Below are 24,333 nucleotides of genomic sequence, written 5' to 3'. Positions count from 1 at the left end.
ATTATGCCTCCGGGGTTAGGGGGCTACAACTATTACCTTAAAGGTTTGTGACCTATTCAGGTCGTTGTATCCCATATGACTTTGCAAGTGGTTTAGGAGCTCTCTTTATGATGCAATGCAGCTTGTATAATTTGCTTGCGAGATACTTTAAGGCTAATGGTTTCCACTTCTGGCCAAGGCAGGTAATACCTTGGGCGTTTGAAGCGCGCAAGTGTTTGGCTGATAAAACTCTCTAGCTCAGCTTCGTCTGGCATTGTACCTTGCACGATTGCGGCGGGTAGTAGGCCAAATTCGCTATCTTTCATCGGAAATACGATAGCATCGCTAATCATCGGGTGGCGCTTAAGGGCTGCTTCAACCTCTTCGGGCTGAATATTTTCTCCGCCACAAATGAACATATTATCTACTCGGCCAGTGATCACTAAATCGTCTTGTTGATCCCAGTAGCCGAGATCTTTAGTGGCAAACCAGCCGTCTTTATCTAATTCTCGCCGTAGTCCACTTTGTCCATCAAAGGTTAGATAGCCGAGAAACAAAGTATCGCCTTTAACGTAAATAGCATGGTCGACAATTTTCAGTTGCCGATTGGGCAGTAGCTTACCGCTACTTCCTTTGGTGGTGGCTAGGCCTGTCGTAATTTGCGAACTCATTTCAGTCATACCATAACTGGTATAGGCGTTAATATTGAGTGGCTTAAGTTGTTCGAGCAGGGTAGAAGAAATAGCGCCCCCCCCGAGTAATAGGGCTTTAATGTTTTGCAGCGCATTGGCATCTTGACGCAATATTCTAACCAGTTGAGTCGAAACGAGTGATAGATGGGTCAATTTTATTTCGCTCAGTTGCTCCACCATGTCGACACCTGTCATTGCAATAGTGAGCGCTGCGCCAGCCACTGCGCAGCGATTCACAATGGCTAATCCGCCTATATGGAACAATGGCAGTGACAGTAACCAGTTGTCGTCTTGGGTTAACTCGATAAGCTGGCTTGAGCCTTGTGCACTGGCAATGTGGTTAGCTAAACAATGCACGGCGGCTTTAGGTTGACCACTGCTGCCAGACGTTAAAATGGCATTACAGGGCGTATCCAGGTTGACTGTTGGCGCTTGGGAGGAAGCATCAGTACTGAAGTCTAATACGATACAAGTGTCAGGACATTTTGCACAAAAATCTGCAGACGCCCAGAAATGGCTAAGGCGATATGACACTGCTAGCTCGGCGATCTGTTGCTGAGGAAAACGGCCCGAGAGCGGACAAAATAGCACCCCAGTATCGATACATGCCCAATAGAGAACAATTAACTCAACCGAATTATTGTCTATACATGCTAAACGATCACCTTCTTTTAGGCCTTGTTGTTTAATCTGGCTGGCTATTGCACAGACTTTTTGGCTTAATTCTAAGTAGGTGAGGCAGATATATTGCTGGCCATTCCACACATAAATAGCGGTTGCGTTTGGCGTTTGCTGAGCGCATAAATGCAGGGGGGACAATGTTGGGGTCACCTTAGATCTCCGCCTCAAGATGGCTGAGCAAGGTCAACTCTTCAGCGCTCAAACAGCGTACTTTACCGCTGCTGACAATCAGATCGCAATTAAAGGCGGACAAGGTATCGAGCCCTGGCGGTTCGTCAGGGGTTAATGCTTGGCTCGACACTCGCAGTGCATCAATGCCTAAGCTAGTCTCTAGGCTAGAACTCATGATGGTTCTTACACCATGAGAATGTGCCGTATCGATAAGTGCTTGCAAGTGTTCAATGCTGCCAATCAACATGGGCTTTAATATTAATGCTGTTAACCCCGGTAACATCGAAAATTGATAATTGGGGTCATTTAGGCTCTCGTCTAAGGCGTAAGGAATACCTATAGCGTTAAACAGATGTTGATTGTCAGTCGCTTTTTTACAGGGCTCTTCTATATACTCCACGGCATCTAGTGGTAAGCAGGCACAAAACTCTATGGCCTGTTCTAGCTCAAATGCTTGGTTAGCGTCGAGTCTCAATTTAAGATCTGGGCGAATGGCAAGTACGTGATGGATCAGTTGGATCTCATCTTCCATTGAGGTTTGACCCACTTTAATTTTAACGCGATGAATAGAGGGGGCTAGTTGGCTCACTCGCTCAGTTAGATACTCAATGGGTTCATCTTGGCGGCGATAGAGTAAAGGAATTGAGTTGTGAAGATTGTGCCGACTATGGCTGAGATGCCCCTCCAGCTTGGCATGGAGTAAGCTGAGTCCAAAGGCCATGGAGGGAAGGTTTGTTTGCTCAGTAAGATCTAATAACTTATCGATTGGCTGATTTATCAGCGAGTTCATCGAATCGAGTAGACACTGACTGACCTCTTGTAGACTCTCTTGGCTAAACCCACCTAATGCTTGCCCATCGATATCAATGCCTGACAGCGGCGCAATCTCTACTGAATGCAGTTGGTCGCCACTTGTCGCCTGTAATACCAAGCCTTCGCGAGTGTCGATTCTTTGCTTGCCTACTGGCAGTAGTTTGTCCAAGGGGATCTGGTAACGCAGCAGCGTTAGGCTAGTAAGGTTCATTGAGTATCCTGTATGAGTTGCTGGATAAGCCGTTCGCAAAACGCTTGCCCATTAGCTAAGTGCACATTGTGACCCACGTTATCGAAGTGGTGCAGTGTGATGCTTGCTTGCTGTTGCCATGCTTGTGCTAAGTTTGAGAACTTACTGTCATCTTTTCCGACAAAATAATGCCATTTTATTGCTGATTGATTAGGAATATTTGACAAATCTTGCTGCAAACCGAGAGAAGTTGCTAAATAAATTGCGCCTAATGCGGCTGGATTATTATGTTGGCGACGTTCGATAAGTCTACTTCGAGCTACCTCCGATAAGTCTGCAAAAACCCCTTGTTGATACCAGCGTGCGAGAAATGTTGAAATAGGGCAAGTTGTTAGTAGCTGATGCCATTGTTGATCGCTTTGTAAGCGTGCATGTTTTTCAGCTTCGATGGTTAAACCTGGGTGGCAAGACTCTAGCGTGACACTGAGTAATTGTGCTGGAAATAGTTTTGCTAGGTGCAGGGCAATGCGACCACCTAGCGAATAGCCAAGCAAGTGAAACTTATCGATATGAATACCTGCTAAGGTTTGTTGGATCAGCTGTGCAACTTGTTCAAAGCCTGGAGAGACTAGCTCGATGTGAGGGCTGGCTCCGTGTCCAGGGAGATCGATACAGACACAGTGGAAATGCCGACTCAGTCTAGGCATTAAGTCGTGCCAATCTGCCTTGTCCCCGAGAAACCCATGCAGCAACACTAAGTTAGGCTGGTTTGAGTCTCCATAACACCTCACGGCAAGCATTAGCTTTGCTTTATCCATGAGGCGAGGCGGGCAATTTGTGTACTGGCTTGGTCTTGGGCAACGGTCACTTCAATGACTGATGCACCAGGATGGGCAATGGCATCACGGTATACCTCATTAAAACTGACAATGTCATCAACTTGATTATAGGCTAAACCAAACATAGCGGCGGCGTAACCAAACTCAAAACCGTGGGCGAGTCGATAATAGTCATTGCGCAGTTTCTCATCTGGAACGGGCAGTAAGTTAAAGATATTGCCGCCATCATTATTGAGCACCACGATCACCAACGGACTCGTTAGTTGTGCTGCAATCGCTAACGAGTTCAGGTCGTGCAGTTGAGAAATATCGCCAATAATCAGCGTTGTCGCCTGCTTATTGTGAGCCGCGATACCACAGGCGGTAGCCAATAGACCATCAATTCCCGATGCTCCACGATTGGTGTAAACCTGAGCCGAAGTACTGGAGATAGGTGCGTACATATCATAGAGCCTGATTGGCAAACTATTTCCTATGAACAGTTTCTGGTCAGTTTGTGTTGCAATGCTGCGTATCACTTGGGCTTCGCCAAATTCACCATTATCGATCTGTTGTTCAAACAGCGTAGCGAGTCTTTCATTGAGTGTGGTGAGGGAGACTGACCAGTTTGCCTGCGATGAACGTGGCCATGGCAAATTACTAAAGGCACTGATAGAACTTAACCACACCTGCTTAGTGGTATGACTTGGATCTAATCGCTGTTGCCTAGGCAATACTTGCCAGTAGCTTTTCCATTTATGTTCGCTAAGAAATGCCATGAGTCGTTTTGATAATAACCGCCCACCAAACACCAAAACCTTATCAGCCTGATCAAGTAGAGCGATGGCCTTAGGTTGCAATAGTAGCTGATCAATGTTGCCAATGGTGGCACCGTGCTGACGCAGTTGTGATTGTGCATCAGTGAGTATTGGCCAGCCGAGCTTCTGTGCAAGTTCGACAATCAACTCTGGTTTTTCATGGGCTGCTAAGGTGCCAGCAACGATCACGCCTTTGCCGTGCACAAACCTAGCTAATGCATCGGCTGTCGGCGCACTCTCTAACTTAGGTTTGCCATATTGGGTATAAGGCTGTGAGACATGTTGCCAATTGCCTAAGGTGCTTAAATAGTCTGAAAAATCCGCGCTCATGGTCTGCGGATAAAGCGGCTCGCGATACATACAGTTGATGTGTACCGGTTGAGATTGATTGGCAATAGCATTGTCTAGCGTGGTTAATAGAGCCTCTGGACGAATACTCTGATCGGGTGTGGGCAGGTTTACCTGTTGAGCGTAGTTACCAAATATCGCAGGCTGAACGATGGCCTGATTGGCACCGCAATCAAGCAGTTCTGGTGGCCGGTCTCCTGAAAGAACGATTAACGGGACATGAGTTAACCAAGCTTCTACGATTGCAGGATAAAGATTGGCGACAGCGGTACCAGAGGTGGTGATAATCGCTACTGGCGCGAGGCTCGCTTTGGCTAATCCTAATGCCAGAAAACCTAAGCCGCGTTCATCAAAATGCAGATGCTGTTTTAACTTGGTCTGCTTTGCCGCTGCCAATGTTAAGGGGGTAGAGCGAGAGCCTGGAGCCATACACACATGCTGTACGCCCAGACGTGCTAGCTCTTCAAGTATGAGCGAGCCCCAAAGGAGATTTAGTTCGGCTGTTTTTTCAATCTGCATAGTAGCTTGGCCAAGAGAATGATTGTATTAGTTTATCTTGAACTTAATAGTAAGGGAAACTGGTCTCATAAACTGTTACCGAGCGCAGGCTTATTGCGCTTAAATAAGCTTTGGCATTAGCCGCGATTATCTATCCACTCACTCATTACCACATGGGTTTTTATTTTGATGATATCGGTTTGTGCATCGATATATTCACGAATCTCATGCAGTCGCCGCATTGAGTCGGCTTGAACATAAACGAGCAGGTCCATGTCGCCGGTGATACCCCGGCAAGTGACCACTTCAGGTATGGATTGAAACACGTGTACCACATCGGCACAGCGAGGACAGCGATGCTGGATCTCAAAATAGGCTGACACTCCCTCTTTTTGAGATTCGCTTAAAAGTACTTGATAGCCACGAATAATGCCTGTGTGTTCAAGCTTTTTTATACGTTCAGAAACGGCGCTACGTGACAGACTTACTGTGTCAGCAATACTGGAGATACTTTGCCTAGCATCTTGGCGAAGTGCGGTGATAATAGCTTGATCGAATTTGTGAGATGTATCTCATGAGCAATCAAATCGTCGGGGGATTCTGGTTATTTAGTCATTTTGGTTGTTAGTCAGGTAATTTGCAGGGGATAAAAAACATCTTGCAAAAATTGAAATGTTTATAATTGATAAGAAAGTGAGGCCAATATAGAAATATTGGCCTTGCATATATTTTTCTATGCTAACTTGCAGGAAATTTTATGTTTATGTGATGGTATATCTAATTGAAGTGCTGCATCAATATATGTTTGATTAAAGTGTTATTTAGGTTGTTATTTTATATTTTGTAAAGTTACTTTTCATTTTTATAAAGGTGGGGGATTTATGGTTTGTGATATTACGGCGCTCTATGTTTTCAAAAGTCTTTATGAGAGTGGTAGTGCAAAAGTTGTATCAGACATTTACGGTATGTCGCCATCTAAGGTTAGTCGTTATATAACTATTTTGAGAGATTCTTATTCTGATACTTTGTTCATAAGAAAGCGAGCTGGTTTCATTCCATCTGAAAGGTCGAGGAGTATATATCCTATGGTTTGTGCTGCGATTGATAAGATTGAGAGTACTGGTTTGCGTTGTAATAATTCTGAATCAAGAAGTGAAGTTGTTATTATCACTCCTGATTTCATGGCTCAAGGTTTACTTAGCTATTTGGAACGGTTTACATCTATGCAAAGTAGTCAGTGCACTATTGTCCTAAAATCAAATTCATCAGATTTATATGGTGATATGCTAAGCGGTCGTGTCTGTATGGCATTAGGGTATTTGGATGAAGAGAGTGTTTCCTTTTTTAGGTCGAATAAGTCATTGAAAGTGGAACTGATTGATTGCTGTGAAGAAGCGTATCTCATTGCTTCAGAAGTTAATCCTATTTGGCAGGATAGATTGTCGATTGAGAGTATTGCCGATAGGCCATTTGCTTCAATTAACCATAATGGTGATTGTAAAGTTAGAGAACCATTTGAAATGTATTGTAATAACAAAGGTCTAGATCTAAATGTAAAGCTTAAGACTAATAGCGCCGATTGTTTGTTAGGTATTATATCAAATACATACACAGTATCTATTTCTCATTCAACATTCTTTGCAAAATTTATGAGTAAGCATGAAGGAATAAGGGTGAAAGCTATTCCTCCCGAGCAAGTTGATAAATTATCAGGGTTCACTCAATTTTCAAAATGTTATCTTGTTTCAAATAATGAAATGAAAGCTATTCCTATCAATAACATTGATGATGGTGTACTGATGTACTTAAAGGGTCTCTGTTAATTTTTGTATGTGTCCTGTTACTTTCTGTTTTATAAATTTCATTATTATAGATGTTAGTTCCATTTTTTGAAGTTGCTAACGCGTATTCCTTTAACTGTATGTTCTATATGCTTTTTTGTGTTTAATTATTTTTAGTTGATTATTTAGAACGTGATCACAATTCCTTTAGTATGTTGATGTTTGCCAAATTATTATAACTTCATGTTACTTGGTTTTTTTTAGTTGGTTATTTTGTTGTTGCTGGAGTTGTTTACGGTTTTACAACTTAAACATTTAAATAAAATAAGGCGAATTGATGATGGAACGTAAAATAGCTAAGTTGGTATTGGGGGTTGTGTTTATACTCACTACATCCTTCAGTGTGCATGCAGTCCCTTGGGATGATTTAACTTCTAAGCAGTTAGAGGACAAACTTGTAAGTAAATTTAATGAAGGAGAATATTCAAAAAAAGGTGCAGATTCTTGTTTGGCATGCCATAAGAAAAGTGCTTTGGTGATGAGTATATTTGATGGTGTCCATGGCCAGATGAATAATCACTCTTCACCTATGGCTGGGCTGCAGTGTGAAGCGTGTCATGGCCCACAAGGAACACACAATAAAGGAGGTAAGGAGCCAATGATTAGCTTTGGCTCTAACGGCAAGCTATCCGCAGCAGCTAAGAATACAGTATGCCAAGGCTGTCATAATGATTCAAAACAAATGGCGTGGCATAACGGTGCTCACAACTTATCAGAAATTGCTTGTAGTGATTGTCATGTTATTCATGCGGCAACGGATCCGGTTTTAGATCAGTTAACAACAAATGAAGCATGCACAAGTTGTCATAGCAAAGAAAAAGCTGACATGAATAAGCGTTCTTCACACCCCCTTAAGTGGAACCAAATGACATGTATTGATTGTCATTCTCCACATGGATCGATGAATGAAAGCTCTCTCTCTCAACCCAGTATTAATGAAACTTGCTACAGCTGCCATGCAGAGAAAAGAGGTCCTTTCCTTTGGGAACACGCTCCAGTCACTGAAAACTGTATCAATTGTCATAATCCTCATGGGAGTGTGAATGAAAACCTAATGAGTAGTCGTGCTCCACAGCTCTGCCAGCAGTGCCACGCACCAAACGGCCACGCCAGCCGATTGGTGAGTGAGTTAGGCGAAGATGTATTTGGCTCAGGACAAGGTTGTATGAATTGCCACAGTCAGATTCATGGTTCTAATCACCCAGCTGGCAGTATGTTGCAACGCTAACGGAGAGCAATGCTATGTTATATAAATTAAATTTAGTTACTCTATCTATTTTAGTCGTATCGACCAATGTAATGGCAATAGACTTTAGTGTTAAACAGGCTAATTATGCTGCCGTTAATATTGCGGCGTATGAATGTAAGCGTTGTATCGATAACGATCTTTACCAAGGCCATGTCAGCGTATCATCTGACGCAAATAGTATTGATGATATTCATGCTGGTAATCAATTGGGTACTGCTGACAATGGTCCAATTGGTGCTATCAGTGGTAATGTAATTTATCAAAGTGAGGATGGTTATTATAGTTCAATTAAAGCTCACCAGCTCGGTTTTGATAATAGCTATCTAATTGCCAGTATTCGGAAGTACGATGATTATGATTTCAGTCTAGACTATTCATCAATTGAAACTTATAACGCAAAGTTACTAGGTGATGAATATCTCATTGATGATAATGTAACGGAATTAGGTGTAAAGCGTAATAAAGCAGTGGTTTCTTTCGATAAAAAAATTGGTGTATTTGATAGCTTTATTCGTTATAGCGGTGAAAAAAAATCAGGTAAGTCTAAGGGTAGTGTGTTACTCCCAACTGTGAATAATATTGCTAATGACATTAAATCAACAACACAACAATGGGATCTAGGCGTTAGTTTTAATAATGGGAGTTGGAATTCAGAAATAAGCTACAATGGTAACTTTTATAATAATGGTGTTAGAGACCAGTATTATCCTAGTTTAGGTGGTGTACTCGCTAAGTCACCTGATAGTCGTGCTCATCGTTTTACACTAGCAAGTAATTATCGTTTAAATGCCACAACTTTGAGTGGGTATGCGGCTATAGGTCGGATACTACAAGATGATGATCTAATTCAGGTAAAGGGTAATCCGCTAGAGTATTGGGAAGGTGAAGTTGACACTCTGGATGCACGTATTGCTGTGAACTCAATGATTAACCGTCGTTGGCGTGTTGGTGGGAGTATTGACTACAGTGATCGAGATAATAAAAGCGTTATTGAAAGCTTTCCGCAATATAGCTTTAATCATTTATCTGGCCAATTTAGGCAGAATCGACCTCAAGATATTTCAAAAACCACATCAGAAATCCATACTTCATATAAAATTTCAAAGACTTATGGATTGCAAGCAGGTTTAGAGCACGATGAGATTGAACGTAGCCATAGTGATCGAGAAGAAAACGTTGAAGACACTTTATGGATGAAGTTAAATCTTCGTGCACTAGATGTACTTACCGTAAAATTGAATGCAGAACATAGTAATCGTGATGGTTCGGAGTATGGGTCAAATAAAATGACTTCATATGAAGAAAATCCTCTTATGCGAAAGTTCTACTTGTCAAATAGAACGAGAAATGAGTTTAAATTGCAGGCATATTATGCTCCGGCTGATTGGCTGAATGTTGATTTTTCCACTAGATATGCGAATTCTCAATATGAAGAAACATCGATAGGTTTAAAAGAGGCGAAAGACTTTGGTTATGATTTAAATGTTAGTGCTCAACTTAGTAAGTATTTTAATCTGTATGGTTTTTCATCTCAGCAATGGATTGAGTCTACTCAATATGGTAGTGATGATTATTCAAGTCCAAATTGGATGGCTGATATAGAAGATGAGTTCATTAATTTTGGGGTTGGTGTTAATTATTTTGGCCTTATGCAGGGGAAATTAAGATTAGGCGCTGATTATCAGTTTAGTAATTCAATTAGCGAGACATATTTAACCGCGGATGAATATATTCCCTATGATGATTACTTTAGTTATAGCCATAGTGCTAAGGTATTTGCAGATTATAAGTTCTCTGCAGATATGGCAGTCAAAATAAGTTATCGCTATGAACGCTATTTCGATACTGATCCATCTATTGTTGGAGTTAATGCTATTCCGGGCCTTGTTACTTTGGGTGATATTAATCATGACTATAACGCTCACCAAGTCATGTTGTCGTTTACCTATCAGTTGGATTAGACCGAAATCTGCAAGAGGAAAATACTATGGAACGTAGAAGTTTTTTAAAAGCAAGCGCGGCTCTAAGCTGTGCGGCAACGATTACAGCCTGTAAAACTAGTTCAGATGATACTCAACCAGAAAAGCCACCAATCGAACCGCAACCACCGGTTTCTGAAGAGGTGATGAACTGGTCATCATGTTTAGTCAATTGTGGTTCAAACTGCCCTGTAAGAGTATTTACCCGTGATGGCATTATTACTCGGGTAGAAACAGACAATGAGGGTGACGATAAATACGGAAATCATCAAATTCGTGCCTGTGCTCGTGGACGTTCACTAAAGCAACGTACCTATTCATCAGACCGTTTAAAGTCACCGATGAAGCGAGTCGGTAAACGCGGTGAAGGTAAATTTATCAACATTAGTTGGGAACAAGCAATCGATGAAATTCATGAGAAGCTGGTACAAGTTCAAGCGGATTACGGGCCAAGATCAGTATTAATGCACTACGCATCAGGTGCTTACTATAATGTCCACTCAAGTGGCTCAATGAAAACCGTTTTAAACAAATATGGCGGCGTCATAAATACTTATGGCAGCTACTCTTGGGCACAACAGGGCTATGTGTCAAGGTTAACGGGCATGGGGAGCACTTCCGGATCAAACCTAACTACGCTAAAAGACAGTGACCTATTTTTGAGCTTTGCCTATAACCCAAGTGAGATGAGGCAGAGTGGCTCGGGGGGAGGGTATGATTTTTTAGTCGCGTTGAAGAACAATACCAACCTTAAAACCATCATGGTCGATCCACGTTATACCGACTCTATGCTTGGTAAAGAGAGTGAATGGTTGCCTATTCGCCCAGGGACTGATGCTGCATTTATGGAAGCGTTGGCTTACGAGATGATCAGCTCAGGTTGGGTCGATGCAAACTCGAAAGCGTGGTTGGATAGTCACGTCCTAGGTTATGACTATGCCTCTATTGCTAAGCTAAAAGCAAAATGGACTGCTGGCCTTGCGGACGGAAGTATTGACCTTGGAGGAGACGAAGAGTTGTATCTTCCATATATCAAGCCTGAAGATAATTATAAAGATTATATTCTGGGTGAAGGCAAGTTCCAATCAGATGGACCGCGAACGCCAGAATGGGCCGCTAAAATCTGTGGGATCAGTGTTACTAAAATAAAAAGTGTCGCTCGCAATTTGATGGCGGCTAAAGCACCGTACATTGTGGTTGGCGCAGGAATAAACCGGCAAGCAAATGGTGAGCAGCATATGCGCGCAGGTTATGCACTTGCAATGTTAACGGGGAAAATTGGTCAACCAGGGGTGAGTAATGGTGCACTTCCCCAAGCATCTGGCAGAATTACAACCTATGGAAATCGTACCGGTTATGCTGCGAACCCGCAAAAAGGCTACATGTCTTTTTATTCATGGGAAGAGGCGATTCGTCGTGGCAAAGAGATGACACCACGTAAAGATGGTATCAGTTATGGCGGTTGGGGCAAGAGACAATTGGATGAACCATGGGGGTCCAATATTAAAGCCATTTTCAACTTTAATGGCAATGCGTTAATCAATCAGCACTCAGATTGCAATGGCACCAAAGCCACTCTAGAAGATGAGTCCTTATGCGAGCTTATTGTGGTCAGTGATTGTTGGATGACGGCTTCAGCCATGTTTGCCGACTACATCTTACCTGATTCTACCTGGCTGGAGAAAAATGATGTTGTTACGGCCAGTTATGCTGCCGGATTAACCTCTCAGCTAACAGCCATGTCAACGTCAATGAAGCCATTGTTTGATACCAAGTCAATGTATGACATTGCCGCCATGTTTGCGGATAAATTGGGTTGGAAAGAGGGATTTACTAAAGGTAAGACCGCCGATGATTGGGTTATCAAAAATTATGAAGATGATGCGGTTTGGTACAACAATGACCGAGGCCCTGCAGGATTCAGAATGTCTGAAACCTGGGAGGAAGGGAAAAAGGCTGGTGTATTTAAGCATTTTCAACAAGATGTAAGGCTCTGTCCATCAACTGCGGCTAATACAGCGTCTGGCCTATTTGAGATGTATTCAACAGAGCTGGCGTATAAATCAGCCGAATATGTTCTGGATGAAACTATACCTGGTAACACTATCGATTCTCTTCCAAAGTATCAAGCCTGCTGGGGCGGCTATGAAGATGAGGCATTGGCTGCAGAGTACCCACTTCAATTGTTTGGATACCACACTAAAGGTCGGACACACTCCAGTTATCACAATGTTCCTTGGTTAAGAGAAGCTGTTGAAGATGCCATTTGGATGAACCCTATCGATGCGGAAGAGCGTGGGTTAATGGGGGGAGATAAAGTACATGTGACGAGCTCCGAGGGCACAATCGAAGTCCCAGTAAAAGTTACACCTCGAATAGCAATTGGCACAACAGCACTTGGTCAAGGTGCATGGTATAAGCCTGATTCATCGAAGAAGGACAAGCATGGTACATCGATTGATGTTGGCGGTTGCCTTAATACGTTAACTCGTTATCAACCGAGCCCATTGGCTAAAGGTAATCCTCAGCATACTAACCGCGTGCAGATAACAAAGGCTTAATGGAGAAATATAATGACTAGTTCAATACAGAAACAATATGGTTTTTATGTCGACACCACTAAGTGCACCGGCTGTAAAGCTTGCCATGTAGCTTGTAAAGATCGACAAAGTAATCTATTGCGTAAGATGGATTACAGTAGTCAAGGAGTGCCGGAATTAAAAGGGGTAACTTGGCGCCGAGTGTATGAATATGGCGGGGGGACTTGGAGTTTAGATAAGGATGGTTGTTTTGAGCAAGATGTTTATGCCTATTACACCTCTATTGGTTGCAATCATTGTTCAGAGCCTGCCTGCGTTAAAAGTTGCCCTACAGGTGCTATGCATAAACGTGAAAAAGATGGATTCGTTCATATTGCGTCAGAACTCTGTATAGGGTGTGAGAGTTGTGCAAAGTCATGTCCATATGATGCGCCTCAGATGGATATTGAGCGTAAGGTGATGACTAAATGCGACGGTTGTTATGACAGGATTGAGTTGGGGCTTAAGCCTGTATGTGTAGAGTCTTGCCCTATGAGGGCGTTGGATTTTGATGACATGGAAGTATTGCGAGAGAAATATGATGGCGGTGATAAGCATGTGTCGCCGCTACCTCCGGAAGGACTGACGCAACCCAATTTGATCATCAAGTCTAATCCGTTAGCAGCCATTGGCGGCAAAGTTTTAAACCCTAACGAGGTTTAAATATATTAGAAGGGAGAGTTATCTCTCCCTTCTATCTAGAGGAGTTTTCATGAATATTGCAGACTTTAATTTACTAGGTGCTCAAGCTCATGTGTTACATATTTTGTTAACTAAATACCCTGAGAAGGATTTTATTCGTAATCTTAAGGAGGAAGAAGTTTTTTCATTGTGGCCTAGCTCCGATGGCTTAGCGTTGAAAGCTATTGATACTGCTAATAGATATTTGGCAGGTTGCTCTACACTAGCAGAGCCTATAGATATTAAATTAGATTTCACAAGATTATTTGTAGGGATTGGTGAGCCAATAGCGCCACCTTGGGGCTCTGTATATTTATCTCCATCTCAATTAATTAATGATGAATCTACTTTGGAACTTATGTTTTTCTATAAAGTTAATGGTATAGAGGTTAGTGTTGAGTCAAATGATCCTATCGATCATGTTGGATTGATGATGCTAGTACTATCTAAGTTCTTCTTCGAGATGCATCGTGAAGGAGGGAGGTTATATGAATCATGTGTGACTTTTCTAGAATATCACTTTCTTCCTTGGATTAATAACTTTCTAAAAAAAGTTGAGACTCATTCATGTACTGACTTCTATAAGGCAGTTAGTCTGCTTACTCAGTCATACTTGATTGATTTATATAAGGTCATGCCACTAAGTGTAATTGATAGAAAAATATATGTATAGGTGAAGAGTAATGAGCTTTGTTCAGTCTTTAAGTTTACAGTGGAGTAAATCCATATTGTCAAATAGATTGTACTTGAGTTTTTCTCAACATGTTGGAATTTTGGAGTGCTTTGATGGTGCCACGAATTTAAATACAGTTACCAATGTGATGTCTGCATTGGTTTTTTCAGAAGGAAACCCTGTATGGTTAAATATAGATGAAGATGATGAAAGTGTATTGCCGTCAAATATCATTGCAAATTGCTTGTTTGAATCTGTGCGTTTGATTTTTATTCGGGTTTTAACACGTGGTAATTTAAGCCAAGCAGAGCACCTGGTTATCAGTGTTGCGATGCAATGGTGTGAAATACATCAGGTTGAGTTAAAAAATGATGAGTATAGCCTCAAAATTTACCATCTGATGAAGAAGATTTTCTCAGAATACACAGTTATAAATACAAACTATCGTTCACGTAACTCTAATATGATAACCTAGTTCGCTAGGTTATTGATCCATTCGCTCATAACAATGTGGGTTGTTATTGTAGTAATATCGTTTTGTCCCTCAATGAACTCATGTATCTCATGTAGCCTTTTCATCGAGTTCGTTTTAACGTAAACCAATAAATCCATTTCGCCACTAACCCCTCTGCATGTGACTACTTCATTTATTTCTTGGAATATGTGAACAATGTCTGCACTTTTAGGGCACTTATGTTGAATTTCAAAGTAGGCTGCTACTCCTTCTTTTTGAGATTCACTGAGTAGAACTTGATAGCCACGAATAATACCTGAATTTTCTAATCGCTTGATTCTTTCAGATACTGCACTCCTTGATAGGTTTACTTCATCAGAAATACTAGAAATGCTTTTTCGTGCATCTTTTCTTAAGGATGCAATAATAGCTTTGTCGAATTTATCCAAGTTAAATGCTTCCGTATTAAGTACTGCCGTCATAATGTCGGGGATACTCCATTTTTAAGGTAAATCGTAGGCGGAAATACCAAATAACATGTGCATTATGGCAGTATGTTTCCAACTCTATAATTATAATCGTAAACATCTAAATCACCAATGAAATTATCACTATGCATATTTATGGAACTATTAGCCGTTGGCAAGGTGTTGGGTTAATGGTTACGACCTTGCTAGGCACTGGGGTGTTTATTTTACCAGAGATGACCATTTCTCTTGGAGGGGATGATGCGTTTTATGCATGGGTGTTGCTAACATTCGCCATGATTCCAGTTGCATCAGTTTTTGCGTTATTAGCCAAGAGCTCCTCCCATAAGCATGCCGCGGGTTCAGCATTCTTTGTGGAAAAGGCATTTGGACAAGTGATGGGACGGACCACTGGATTGGTTTTCTTACTGGTTATTCCTATATGCGCACCAGCTGCGATAATGATGACGTTTAAATTTGTAAACTCTTTAGTGCTTATTACAGATTTACAAGAGTTAATCTTAGAATTACTAGTTTTGATACTACTTTTAGTATTAAACCTAAAGGGGATGCAATCGTCTGCTGCGATTCAGTTTTCGTTAACTATAGCGATCGTTTCGGTAGTCATGCTAATGCTTAGTAATATTGAAGTACATAGTGTTGATGTTATGAGGTTTTCATCATTTGAGGTGGAAGGCTCAAATATATTGAAATCGATGAGCATTGCTTTCTGGAGCTTCTTGGGAATTGAAGCGATGACTTATTTGATACATGATTTTAAACGCCCAAAAGATGATATTCAGTTTGTCATGATACTGGGAACCGTGCTGGTCGGCTTGGTTTATGTGGCTTGCACTGTGTTGCTATTGTTTGTTCCACCCACTGATGGATTGGCAATGGTCGCTGCCTTTGATCGACTACTTGGTGGTTATGGTGCGCAGATCATTGGTGTGTTGGGGATAGCGGGTGGCCTCTCAACAGTCAATGTGTATACCGCCAGTGTGGCAAGACTAATCTGGAGCTTTAGCCGCGAAGGTGTGTTGCCGCGTTATTTCGACCAGCGCAATGAACATCAGGTGCCAGTTCGTGCACTGGTATCTGTGCTAAGTGTCATGGCCTGTGTGATTGTATTAACTTATCTATCAGGTCAAGAGCTAGAGCATTTGATAGCTTGGACCAATGGTGTATTTGTCATCATCTACTTCGCTTCTATGATGGCCGCCGCCAAGTTGCTCAGTAAGCGCTATTTGCCTCTGGTCGTTTGTGGAGTGTTGTTTTGTGCCATGATGGCTATCGCATTAGGTGCAAGCATGCTTTATGCCTTAAGTCTGGTTGTGATACTGGCCCCGTTACTGTGGTGGCAAAAGACCCATCATACGCGCAAGCAAGTCAGCTTGATTAACACCTAAAAAAAATGCCCACTAACAAGTGGGCATTTTTTTAGGTGTTAGATCTGTTGGTCTATCTTGAAATCCAATTGTACCTGCTGATTGGGCTGGTGGACGGCTTCACCATTTTCAAATTTTGGTTTGTATTTCCACTTCTTTACCGCTTCAATTGCCGCACGATTAAAAATGCGCTTAGGCTTAGCTTGGATAATTTTGATGTTCTCTACTCTGCCCGTACGGGAGATGTCGAAACCGACGACTACGTAACCCTCTTTACCGTCTTGGGCCGCAGATACGGGATATTGTGGAGAGACTTGAATCATTGGATAGGCATCAGAATTATCATTGCCGCGGTTGTAGTTGCGTGACGGAGTATCAAGTCGTGGCATCTCTACCGGAATGACATTAAAGCCATTGTTTTCACTGGCTGGCTCGCTGCGCCGGATTGGTGGAACGACGATAGGGTCGTGAGGTTTTATCTCGACCACTTTTTCAACCACTTCAGTCTCTTTGGGCGTGAAGCTCAGATCGATGTCTGGCATTGCAATGGCATAGGTTTGTTGTGGGTGCTCTGTGTCAATGAGCTTCGCCATAAAGGCAAATAATGACAGGGTGATCACTGCACCAAATAGGGCAATAGTGGTTCTTTTTATCAGTGAAGTTGGTTTCATAATCGTATCCTTACATTATGTACTTGCCTTAAAAATAGCGAGATAAACTTGACTACTTTGTAAGCAAATATGAAAACACCCTATTAGAGTTATCACTGTTTTTTAGCGTTGGCTAATAAAAAATCAATATTAGCGAAATTGAGATATATTAACTTACATCTTCATAACCTGGCGTTTACATTTTGGCGCTATCCTAAGTCGAAATTGGTATATTGGAGCGTGATAATGAGGCATTTTTGGGCTGTTTTAATCTGTGTTGTTGGAGGGAGTACCATGGCTGCACCAAGCTATGCACAGTTGCCAGAGTCAGCTATCGTTGCAGCGATTAGTGCGGAAGATCGGCTTGCTCGTGATCTGTTGCGAGATAGCACTCGACATCCACAGGCCGTGCTCACTTTCTTTGACGTCGCACCTGGTCAGCGAGTGCTGGATCTATTTTCTGGAGGTGGTTACTACAGTGAGCTGCTGGCTCGAGTCGTAGGCGAGGAAGGTAGTGTCGTGGTGCATAATAATCAGGCTTATTTGCCTTATGCCAAACAGGAGTTATTGGAGCGGGATTATGCGACGCGCATGGATAATGTCGAGTTGCTCATCAGTGAAGCTGATGATTTAACTTTAGCGCCTAGCAGCTTCGATCGTATCTTTTTCATCTTAGGTTTTCATGACATGTTTTACCAAGAACCTGGCTGGCCTAGGATAAACAGTGAACGATTGCTGGCCCACCTGTTTGCGAGTGTGAAACCAGGCGGCTTAGTAGCGATTATTGATCATGATGCGCCGAAGGGGAGCACTGTCGATACTGCACAATCATTGCATCGACTAGCAAAAGAACACGTAATGCGCAGCATGCTGGTGGCTGGGTTTGAGTGGGTTGGGAGTTTGGCGGTATTGGAAAACCCAGATGATGCGATGCTTGTGTCAGCTTTTGATCAGTCGGTTAAAGGAAAGACAAATCGTTACGTGCTTAAATTTAGGCGTCCAAAAATTTAAATCCATCGCTACCAGTTATTCACCTAGGGCGTTAATTGCCGCATTTCTCATTTGAATCAATTCGCTGTGTTTAAGGTAGAGTAATTCTGCGGTACGGCGAATGATTTGATCTTCATAGCGACAAAGCTGCCCATCGGCATAGGCCAACTTCCACATTGCTAAGATCAGTTTTTGCTTCTGCTCTATGGTGCACTGTTCATTAATTTCATTGGTGAATTCATAGAGAGAAGTGGCATTACCTTGTATCGATTTGGCTTCATCGATTAATGCTTGCGCTTCGGTTAGCGTGAGTGCTAATGCAGAGGTGAGTAGATCAGGTAATAAGCTGGCTTCTTCATCATTAAGTGTTTGATCAGCGTAAACGACTTCTAGCAGTAAACTGACTGCTGCCAGTTTAAGGTGTTTGGCTTTCTCTTCAGGCGTTACCGCTTGTGCATGTGATGTTAAAAACTGCTTTAGTTTTGCGATCATAGGGTAACCTCTTATTTCGTTCAATATTGGTTAGAGCCTGATAGCGCTAAAGAGTTCATCTCTTCAGGGAAAGATGAACTCTTTTTCATCTCTGATTAAAGGATTGCACCTAAGCCTTGCATCAGTAGATCTGTAGTGCCTTCGCCTGCATTGGCATCGAGATACCCTTTAACGATATCCACCATAGGCTTGGCGAGTTCTTTTGAAATCCCCAGCTTTTCAAACGAATCGTATACTTGTGCGCCGCCTTGTAACGATGAGCCTAAGTCGCCAGTTTTAGACAGTAATCCAGACATGCCGGAATCAGTATCTAATGCAGGTGCTGCTCCCAATAAGGTGTCTATGCCAGGAATCGCACTGGCGATTGGCCCAAAACTATCACTGCCTAAGGTCGATTTGGCTAGCGTCAGTAAACTACCTAGGCCACCTTCTGCTTGGCCTTGGTTAAGACCGAGTTGTGACATCACATTGCCCACGAGATCATTATTCTCGGTTTGCGTGGTTTGAGTTTGTGTTTCCTCTTTCTTGGTGAGGTCATCAAACCAACCAGCATTCAAAGGTGCATTAAGTAAGAGTGTGGTGAAAAGTAAGGTTAAAGCAGCGGATAATTTCATTATTTGCCATCCTATGGTTACAACATCCAATTTTGAACGTCATTCTAGCTTATATGTGTGCAAATTTTGTATCTATTTTTAGACATGTGTTGTGCATTAAAACTCAAATTTCGGTATCCTGTCGGACTTACTGTGTTATTTAAACTTATCTAATGGAAAGGCACATGTCATTGTCAGCGATTTTGACCGAAGCATATAACTTCTTTCGCAATCATATTAGCCAGTTAGCAATTTTAACTGTTCCTATTTTGTTCATACAAGTTGGGATCCAGCTATGGTTAGGGATGGAAATCAACAATGCAGATTTAGAAAATCCGCAATTTGGCGCACCACACATGGTTGCCATGATGGTATTGCTGTTGGTTTTTTCTCTGCTTATTGCCTCATTGACGCTGTTTATGGAGGTCAGATCTCACGGCCATGAACCGTCAGCGGGGATGATCCTTAAAACCAGTCTTAACTTTGTACCTGGTTTATTGCTAGCAGGGGTCTTTTCAGGCCTAGCGATTCTAGCGCCCGTGATGCTGTTTGCCGCTTTCGGGCCGCTATGGTTAATTGGTTTAGTGATGAGCATCTATGTGTTTGCGCGTTTGGCTTACGTTAACTTTATGGTGGTTGTTGAACGTTTAACGCCGCTGGCAGCGATTAAAGGTAGTTTTAAGTTTAGTGGCCCCATTGCCTTTAAAACACTGTTGGTGTTGATGCTTTATATTCCACTGTCTTTGATTGGTGGCACACTGTCTCAACTTGCACAATCGGTCGGCTTACCGCTGATGCTGGTTGTCGAAGTTGCCGTTGCCTTCTTTGGTCTCTTTGTGAACGTTGCACTATTTCGTCTCTATATGGTGTCACGTCCAACAGTGGATGAGCAGGTTTAATACCCACTGCCCACATTTAAAAATGGTGGGCACAAGTTGTACCCATAGGGCCTAAATAGGCCCTCATTTTCTTTTTACGGAGTCTGTATTGTGCTGACCGATATTGAGTTTGTCTGCCAATTTTCAACGGATCTCGGTGAAGATTATCGCATCGCCAAAAGCTATGTTCGCGACGTGCCGACTCAGGCATTGCTGCATATCCGAAGCTTTACTCATAAGTTAACGGATGCCTTAGCGCAGGCCAACGGCGTGGTGTTCGATAGCCCAAATCTTTATGACCGTATCGAGGCGTTAAACGCCCAGCGAATCATTAATGTGAGGACCACCCGTGCTTTGCATCGTTTGCGTGGCGACGGCAACCGTGGTGCCCACCCTGAAAAATATCACCTCACCGCTGATGCATTACAAACCTTAGCTGAACGCGCTATTGAGCGATTACTCAAGCTGGTTGATGACCTTTATCCGCTAATGCAGGGGGCTGACACTCCATCTTATATGTTTGAGCCTTTTGATTCATTTGCGGGTAGAGATCTTTGCTATCGTGCCGTGATGGAACATGATGCTCAGGCTCAATATCTAGTTGGCATGTCGCTGAAAACCCGTGCCTTGATGCAGCGAGAGCAAGAGCAAGCCTTGGCAGAAAAACAGGATGGCGTGCAATCAGTCAACCGTAGCGATGAAAGCTTTCGTCAAGCAGCGCATTGGTTCGAACAGGCTGCCGAACATCTGCCCGATGCCCTGTATGAGCATGGTGTTAGTTTAATTCATGGCTACAGCGGCGAAGCCGATGTGGCAGCGGGTGAAACCCATATCATAAGCGCGGCAAAGGCGGGTGTGGCCAATGCGATGGCCTTATTGGGTTATTTCTACTTAGTGGGTGGTGCATATATAGAGGTTAACCAAGTTGAAGCGCTGCACTATTTGCAAGCAGCAGCAAGATTAGAGCAGTCAGAGGCGATGGCAAACTTGGGTGTGCTTTACTATCAGCAAGCTGACTACGGCCAAGCCTACCATTATATATCGAGCGCAGCGCAAGCGGGATTTCCTCATGCGCAGTACCATTTGGCCTTAATGTTAGCGCGCGGGGAAGGTTGCCAAGCTGATGCCTTAGCGAGCGAACAATGGATGGCAGAAGCCGCGGAGCAGGGGCAGCTCGATGCCATGCTCAATCGTGCGCAACAGATGTTGAATAATGAAAATGCGTTAGGCAATGACTTTAGTGTGGCAGAGCGTTATCTGCGTGAAGTGGTTAAGTATGGTCATAGCGTTCCGGCAATGATAGAGCTAAGTATCGCTTTGGCTGATGGCATTTTGGGGCGGATTGATGTGGTTGGCTCTGCAACCCTGCTTAAGATGGCCAGAGAGCGCGCCGACGAGCGTGAAGCCGCAGTGATTACGCCACTATGGCGATCGCTAGCGGAGCAAGTTGAGAAAGTATTACAGATGACAGATGCTTCAGATGAACGGCTCGCTTTGCACAAAGCACAAGAGATATTAGCAGAACCGAAATGTTAAGCTATGTTTGCATGCAATATACAATGTAGGGTAAGTTACTCCGTCATCTTATGATTTCCTGGAGTCATTTTGTCATTAGTCACCTTTATTAATTGTCCGATTTGTCAGCAGTATGATTGCAGCCATCACTGTGTGGTACGCAATAGTCAGATCGATAACCTTGCTCAACAATATGTCACTTTAGTGCTAAATGTTGGGCTTCATCAGCCGCTTTATGTCGATGCCTATTATGGCCCAGAAACGTGGCGGCAAGGGCTCAGTTTACAGCCTCTGCCACAACTGCGCGAAACGTGCCAATCATTGTGTGTTGAGCTTGGCCGTATCAGTACCATGCCGCTGAGCCACACCTTGTCTGAACGTGTCTCTTTTCTTGCTAAGCAACTTGATTCAGTTGCAGTTTTCTTGCGTAGCCTTAGCGGTGAGCCGTTAAGTTTTACAGAGGAATCTCTAGGGCTTTATGATGTTCGGGCACCTAAATATACTTTAGACAGGTTTATCGAATGCCGCGATCAGTTGGCTAAATTGGTGCCAGGTGATGGCGACTTAACTGCTCGTTTTACGGCGTATCGACAGCAGTTTATTGTGCCATCAGAGCGCGTTGCAGCGGTATTTAGTGCCGCAGTCGAGCGAGCCAGAGCATTGACGGCGATGCATATTGATCTGCCTGAGAATGAACGTTTTAGTATTGAATACGTCACCGATAAGGTCTGGACCGCCTACAACTGGTACCAAGGCAGTTGCAGCAGTTTGATTGAGCTCAACCAAGATCAACCATTGTATTTAGAGCGCGCGTTAGAGTTGGCGAGTCATGAAGGTTATCCGGGCCACCATGTATTCAATCTGCTGCAAGAGCGTGATTTAGTCAGTGGCCGTGGTTGGTTGGAATATGCTATCTATCCTCTCTATAGCCCTATCTCTTTTCTCTCTGAAGGTAGCGCCAATTATGGTTTGAGCCTGCTGATGTCGCAGCAAGAACGGCTTGAGTATGAGCGAGATGTGTTGATGCCTCTGGCGGGAATAGAAGGTGATATTGTTCAATATTATCAAATAATGACGTTATATAAGCAGCTAGCTTATTTGGATAATTTGGTTTGCCAACAGTTGACCGATGGCGAGATAGACGATGTTCGCGCGGCAGAAATGTTAGTGGAATTCGGCTTATATACCGACTCAAAGGCAAAGCAGCGCGTCGCTTTTTACCGCAGTAATCGCAGCTATGTGATCAACTATAACTATGGCGAAGATTGCGTGAGGGAATGGGTTGAGAAGGAGCCTGATTCAAAAAGGCGATGGCAGCGTTTTGAGGCCTTGTTGAAAAGGCCTCGCACGGCGTCAGGGTTTACTCGTTAGGATTATGTTCGAAAGTACGCCCTGGTCGGTTGCTGGTACTTTTGAATGGGGCTTGACGGTCAAAAATAGAGTGACCATCGGCGGCAGTCGGTTCTGCATGATGTTGAAAGCCATTTTGTGCTTGAGTTTGTTGACGAAATTTAGCCAACTGACGCTTTAAAAATACGCGACCAAATAGACTCAAGGTGATAAAGCTCAACGCGCCGATAAGGATAACGAAAGGCAGCGCTAGCAAGACCAATGTCATCACAACTAACCCTATCACAAAGGCTAACCAGCCGCGTGTGCCAGAGAATCTATGCTGGAAAGGCGTTTGCTGAAATTGATGATAAATCATAGTTTCTCCAAGGTTAGGGACTGATTCGATTCTGCACATTCTGGCGACGGAGATCACGTTAATTTAGGTTAATCTTCGCCTGAAACTGTAACTGAATGTCTCGTCCCTTAAAGGGGGTCAGTGGTAACTATGATAGCCGATGTAACATTAACCTAGGCTGAACCATAGCCATCTTGCTGATTAAAAGCTTGCGCGACACTCTTACAGATCGTCTCTCTTATCCACTTATGCCCAGGTTCATCGTTGTTCCTTTCATGCCACAGCAGGACATACGCTAACGGAGAAAACGCCATCGGCAGCGGTAGCTCTATTAAGGGGTATAACTTCTGAGCATGGCCCGCAAAGCTTGATGGCAGGGTAAAAATCAGATCGCTATGAGCGCAAACACTGGCGGCACCATAAAAATCTGGGACTGTGGTGCTTAAGCGGCGTCTATGCCCCAAATTGGCTAGATGATAGTCTAATGCCCACCATTCGTTGCCTTCACATCTCACTTGTACGTGCGACATCTCTAAATAGGTTTCTAAATCCCAGCGTCCGCCATTGATCGCTGCCAAAATAGGGTGGTCATCACGTACCAAACACACCTGATGATCTTTGAATAGGGTTTGATGGGCGATGCCTTCGGGCAGACGGTCTATGATTAAATCTGATTGTGGATTTAAGTCTCGGCCAGTGATTCCAAAATCTATCTGTCCTTGCTGCAAGGCGGGAAGCGACTTCTCCATCCACAAATAGGAGTCCAGACGCAAATTGGGCGCGTTGTTAAGTAGCGGCCCAATAAAATAGGGAATTAAGGTTTCATAGGCACTTTCTACCATTGAAAACGAAAATTGACGTGTACTGCTAGCTGGAACAAAGCTAGGAGGCTGGGTCAATTGATAGAGCCCCTGCAGCATATTGGGAAGTTGAGCACTGAGTTGGACAGCATGCGCGGTGGGCTTTAACCCATGGGTGGTGCGAATAAACAGGGGGTCGCCAAGGGTGTCGCGTAGACGATTCAAACTTTTACTTAAAGCGGACTGGCTGACGTGCAAACGGCTCGCTGCACGGGTGACACTGCGCTCCTCTAGCAAAACTTGTAACATGACTAGCAGGTTGAGGTCGATGCGGGCAAGATTGTCGAGATTCATAAGATATTCCTATATGGAAATTCGCTTGTGACATTATACCATTTCTATTCATAAC

22 protein-coding genes and 1 pseudogene are annotated in these 24,333 nt (G+C 43.3%); 12 read left to right on the top strand and 11 right to left on the bottom strand.

Annotated elements, in window-relative coordinates; genetic code table 11:
* Positions 1-92: 92 nt before the first annotated feature.
* From menE to L876_RS0109865, 5 genes and pseudogenes are all read right to left on the bottom strand, one after another.
* Positions 93-1,502: an o-succinylbenzoate--CoA ligase gene (gene menE, locus L876_RS0109885; protein ID WP_156029400.1), complete on the bottom strand. Its 1,410-nt coding sequence runs from the start codon at positions 1,500-1,502 to the stop codon at positions 93-95.
* Between the two features lies 1 nt (position 1,503).
* The gene (menC, locus tag L876_RS0109880) at positions 1,504-2,547 is read right to left on the bottom strand and encodes an o-succinylbenzoate synthase (protein ID WP_028763661.1); all 1,044 of its coding nucleotides are present in this window, start codon (positions 2,545-2,547) and stop codon (positions 1,504-1,506) included.
* A complete protein-coding gene (gene menH / locus L876_RS0109875) occupies positions 2,544-3,344 on the bottom strand; it encodes a 2-succinyl-6-hydroxy-2,4-cyclohexadiene-1-carboxylate synthase (protein WP_245686951.1) in 801 nt (266 codons plus the stop codon). The genes menC and menH overlap by 4 nt, the downstream gene beginning before the upstream one ends.
* Entirely contained in the window at positions 3,326-5,029 is a 1,704-nt protein-coding gene (menD, locus tag L876_RS0109870) for a 2-succinyl-5-enolpyruvyl-6-hydroxy-3-cyclohexene-1-carboxylic-acid synthase (RefSeq protein WP_028763659.1), read from the bottom strand. The genes menH and menD overlap by 19 nt, the downstream gene beginning before the upstream one ends.
* Before the next feature lie 116 nt (positions 5,030-5,145).
* Positions 5,146-5,568, bottom strand: a pseudogene (locus tag L876_RS0109865) (Lrp/AsnC family transcriptional regulator); the annotation flags it as partial.
* Positions 5,569-5,889: 321 nt separating this feature from the next.
* Between L876_RS0109865 and L876_RS0109860 the strand changes: the two are divergent.
* The 7 genes from L876_RS0109860 (at position 5,890) to L876_RS21500 (ending at position 14,485) form a co-directional block, all read left to right on the top strand.
* Positions 5,890-6,831: a LysR family transcriptional regulator gene (locus L876_RS0109860; RefSeq protein ID WP_156029399.1), complete on the top strand. Its 942-nt coding sequence runs from the start codon at positions 5,890-5,892 to the stop codon at positions 6,829-6,831.
* 298 nt (positions 6,832-7,129) lie between these two features.
* Positions 7,130-8,077 carry a DmsE family decaheme c-type cytochrome gene (locus L876_RS0109855; protein ID WP_428829719.1) on the top strand — a complete coding sequence of 316 codons (948 nt, stop codon included), beginning with the start codon at positions 7,130-7,132 and terminating at the stop codon, positions 8,075-8,077.
* A 14-nt stretch (positions 8,078-8,091) separates the two neighbouring features.
* On the top strand, positions 8,092-10,059 hold the full coding sequence (locus L876_RS0109850; RefSeq protein ID WP_028763655.1) for an MtrB/PioB family decaheme-associated outer membrane protein: 1,968 nt from the start codon (positions 8,092-8,094) through the stop codon (positions 10,057-10,059).
* Between the two features lie 26 nt (positions 10,060-10,085).
* On the top strand, positions 10,086-12,638 hold the full coding sequence (locus tag L876_RS0109845) for a DMSO/selenate family reductase complex A subunit (protein WP_028763654.1): 2,553 nt from the start codon (positions 10,086-10,088) through the stop codon (positions 12,636-12,638).
* Positions 12,639-12,650: 12 nt separating this feature from the next.
* Positions 12,651-13,319, top strand: coding sequence for a DMSO/selenate family reductase complex B subunit (locus L876_RS0109840; protein ID WP_028763653.1), 669 nt, complete (start codon positions 12,651-12,653; stop codon positions 13,317-13,319).
* Positions 13,320-13,368: 49 nt separating this feature from the next.
* Positions 13,369-14,010 (top strand): TorD/DmsD family molecular chaperone, encoded by a 642-nt coding sequence (locus tag L876_RS21505; RefSeq protein ID WP_051413062.1) that lies wholly within the window; start codon positions 13,369-13,371, stop codon positions 14,008-14,010.
* Positions 14,011-14,020: 10 nt separating this feature from the next.
* The gene (locus L876_RS21500) at positions 14,021-14,485 is read left to right on the top strand and encodes a hypothetical protein (protein ID WP_051413061.1); all 465 of its coding nucleotides are present in this window, start codon (positions 14,021-14,023) and stop codon (positions 14,483-14,485) included.
* On the opposite strand, the gene L876_RS0109825 is transcribed toward L876_RS21500, so the two are convergent.
* Positions 14,482-14,913, bottom strand: coding sequence for an Lrp/AsnC family transcriptional regulator (locus L876_RS0109825; RefSeq protein ID WP_028763652.1), 432 nt, complete (start codon positions 14,911-14,913; stop codon positions 14,482-14,484). The genes L876_RS21500 and L876_RS0109825 overlap by 4 nt on opposite strands.
* 164 nt (positions 14,914-15,077) lie before the next feature.
* On the opposite strand from L876_RS0109825, the gene yjeH reads away from it, so the two are divergent.
* A complete protein-coding gene (gene yjeH / locus L876_RS0109820; RefSeq protein ID WP_028763651.1) occupies positions 15,078-16,340 on the top strand; it encodes an L-methionine/branched-chain amino acid transporter in 1,263 nt (420 codons plus the stop codon).
* Positions 16,341-16,378: 38 nt separating this feature from the next.
* Here the strand turns inward: yjeH and L876_RS0109815 are convergent, their stop codons facing one another.
* Complete coding sequence (locus L876_RS0109815) at positions 16,379-16,990, bottom strand: energy transducer TonB (protein ID WP_028763650.1); 612 nt, start codon at positions 16,988-16,990, stop codon at positions 16,379-16,381.
* Between the two features lie 273 nt (positions 16,991-17,263).
* Between L876_RS0109815 and L876_RS0109810 the strand changes: the two genes are divergently transcribed.
* Positions 17,264-17,980: a methyltransferase domain-containing protein gene (locus L876_RS0109810; RefSeq protein ID WP_081730675.1), complete on the top strand. Its 717-nt coding sequence runs from the start codon at positions 17,264-17,266 to the stop codon at positions 17,978-17,980.
* 15 nt (positions 17,981-17,995) lie between these two features.
* On the opposite strand, the gene L876_RS0109805 is transcribed toward L876_RS0109810, so the two are convergent.
* The gene (locus L876_RS0109805; RefSeq protein WP_028763648.1) at positions 17,996-18,451 is read right to left on the bottom strand and encodes a tellurite resistance TerB family protein; all 456 of its coding nucleotides are present in this window, start codon (positions 18,449-18,451) and stop codon (positions 17,996-17,998) included.
* A 95-nt stretch (positions 18,452-18,546) separates the two neighbouring features.
* Positions 18,547-19,065 (bottom strand): DUF2780 domain-containing protein, encoded by a 519-nt coding sequence (locus tag L876_RS0109800; RefSeq protein WP_028763647.1) that lies wholly within the window; start codon positions 19,063-19,065, stop codon positions 18,547-18,549.
* 164 nt (positions 19,066-19,229) lie between these two features.
* On the opposite strand from L876_RS0109800, the gene L876_RS0109795 reads away from it, so the two are divergent.
* The 3 genes from L876_RS0109795 to L876_RS0109785 all read left to right on the top strand — a co-directional run bounded on the left by L876_RS0109795 (position 19,230) and on the right by L876_RS0109785 (position 22,808).
* The gene (locus L876_RS0109795) at positions 19,230-19,943 is read left to right on the top strand and encodes a hypothetical protein (protein ID WP_028763646.1); all 714 of its coding nucleotides are present in this window, start codon (positions 19,230-19,232) and stop codon (positions 19,941-19,943) included.
* A gap of 90 nt (positions 19,944-20,033) precedes the next feature.
* Positions 20,034-21,458 (top strand): DUF4145 domain-containing protein, encoded by a 1,425-nt coding sequence (locus L876_RS0109790; protein WP_028763645.1) that lies wholly within the window; start codon positions 20,034-20,036, stop codon positions 21,456-21,458.
* A gap of 69 nt (positions 21,459-21,527) precedes the next feature.
* Positions 21,528-22,808 (top strand): hypothetical protein, encoded by a 1,281-nt coding sequence (locus tag L876_RS0109785; protein WP_248674563.1) that lies wholly within the window; start codon positions 21,528-21,530, stop codon positions 22,806-22,808.
* Here L876_RS0109785 and L876_RS0109780 read toward each other — a convergent pair.
* Both L876_RS0109780 and L876_RS0109775 read right to left on the bottom strand, forming a co-directional pair.
* Complete coding sequence (locus tag L876_RS0109780; RefSeq protein ID WP_028763643.1) at positions 22,798-23,145, bottom strand: hypothetical protein; 348 nt, start codon at positions 23,143-23,145, stop codon at positions 22,798-22,800. The two genes, L876_RS0109785 and L876_RS0109780, sit on opposite strands and share 11 nt — an antisense overlap.
* Positions 23,146-23,297: 152 nt before the next feature.
* Complete coding sequence (locus L876_RS0109775) at positions 23,298-24,278, bottom strand: LysR substrate-binding domain-containing protein (protein WP_028763642.1); 981 nt, start codon at positions 24,276-24,278, stop codon at positions 23,298-23,300.
* Between the last annotated feature and the right edge of the window lie 55 nt (positions 24,279-24,333).

It is taken from the genome of Shewanella colwelliana ATCC 39565 (assembly GCF_000518705.1).
In the GTDB taxonomy this organism is placed as follows: domain Bacteria; phylum Pseudomonadota; class Gammaproteobacteria; order Enterobacterales; family Shewanellaceae; genus Shewanella; species Shewanella colwelliana.
Note: the sequence above shows the minus strand (reverse complement) of the source record. Positions and strands in the feature narration are given on the sequence as shown.

What these genes read in the sequence shown, in the direction of transcription:
- menC (WP_028763661.1), bottom strand. Translation starts at nt 2,547, where the DNA reads ATGAACCTTACTAGCCTAACGCTGCTGCGTTACCAGATCCCCTTGGAC.
- menH (WP_245686951.1), bottom strand. Translation starts at nt 3,344, where the DNA reads ATGGATAAAGCAAAGCTAATGCTTGCCGTGAGGTGTTATGGAGACTCA.
- menD (WP_028763659.1), bottom strand. Translation starts at nt 5,029, where the DNA reads ATGCAGATTGAAAAAACAGCCGAACTAAATCTCCTTTGGGGCTCGCTC.
- L876_RS0109860 (WP_156029399.1), top strand. Translation starts at nt 5,890, where the DNA reads ATGGTTTGTGATATTACGGCGCTCTATGTTTTCAAAAGTCTTTATGAG.
- L876_RS0109855 (WP_428829719.1), top strand. Translation starts at nt 7,130, where the DNA reads ATGGAACGTAAAATAGCTAAGTTGGTATTGGGGGTTGTGTTTATACTC.
- L876_RS0109850 (WP_028763655.1), top strand. Translation starts at nt 8,092, where the DNA reads ATGTTATATAAATTAAATTTAGTTACTCTATCTATTTTAGTCGTATCG.
- L876_RS0109845 (WP_028763654.1), top strand. Translation starts at nt 10,086, where the DNA reads ATGGAACGTAGAAGTTTTTTAAAAGCAAGCGCGGCTCTAAGCTGTGCG.
- L876_RS0109840 (WP_028763653.1), top strand. Translation starts at nt 12,651, where the DNA reads ATGACTAGTTCAATACAGAAACAATATGGTTTTTATGTCGACACCACT.
- L876_RS21505 (WP_051413062.1), top strand. Translation starts at nt 13,369, where the DNA reads ATGAATATTGCAGACTTTAATTTACTAGGTGCTCAAGCTCATGTGTTA.
- L876_RS21500 (WP_051413061.1), top strand. Translation starts at nt 14,021, where the DNA reads ATGAGCTTTGTTCAGTCTTTAAGTTTACAGTGGAGTAAATCCATATTG.
- yjeH (WP_028763651.1), top strand. Translation starts at nt 15,078, where the DNA reads ATGCATATTTATGGAACTATTAGCCGTTGGCAAGGTGTTGGGTTAATG.
- L876_RS0109815 (WP_028763650.1), bottom strand. Translation starts at nt 16,990, where the DNA reads ATGAAACCAACTTCACTGATAAAAAGAACCACTATTGCCCTATTTGGT.
- L876_RS0109810 (WP_081730675.1), top strand. Translation starts at nt 17,264, where the DNA reads ATGGCTGCACCAAGCTATGCACAGTTGCCAGAGTCAGCTATCGTTGCA.
- L876_RS0109805 (WP_028763648.1), bottom strand. Translation starts at nt 18,451, where the DNA reads ATGATCGCAAAACTAAAGCAGTTTTTAACATCACATGCACAAGCGGTA.
- L876_RS0109800 (WP_028763647.1), bottom strand. Translation starts at nt 19,065, where the DNA reads ATGAAATTATCCGCTGCTTTAACCTTACTTTTCACCACACTCTTACTT.
- L876_RS0109795 (WP_028763646.1), top strand. Translation starts at nt 19,230, where the DNA reads ATGTCATTGTCAGCGATTTTGACCGAAGCATATAACTTCTTTCGCAAT.
- L876_RS0109780 (WP_028763643.1), bottom strand. Translation starts at nt 23,145, where the DNA reads ATGATTTATCATCAATTTCAGCAAACGCCTTTCCAGCATAGATTCTCT.
- L876_RS0109775 (WP_028763642.1), bottom strand. Translation starts at nt 24,278, where the DNA reads ATGAATCTCGACAATCTTGCCCGCATCGACCTCAACCTGCTAGTCATG.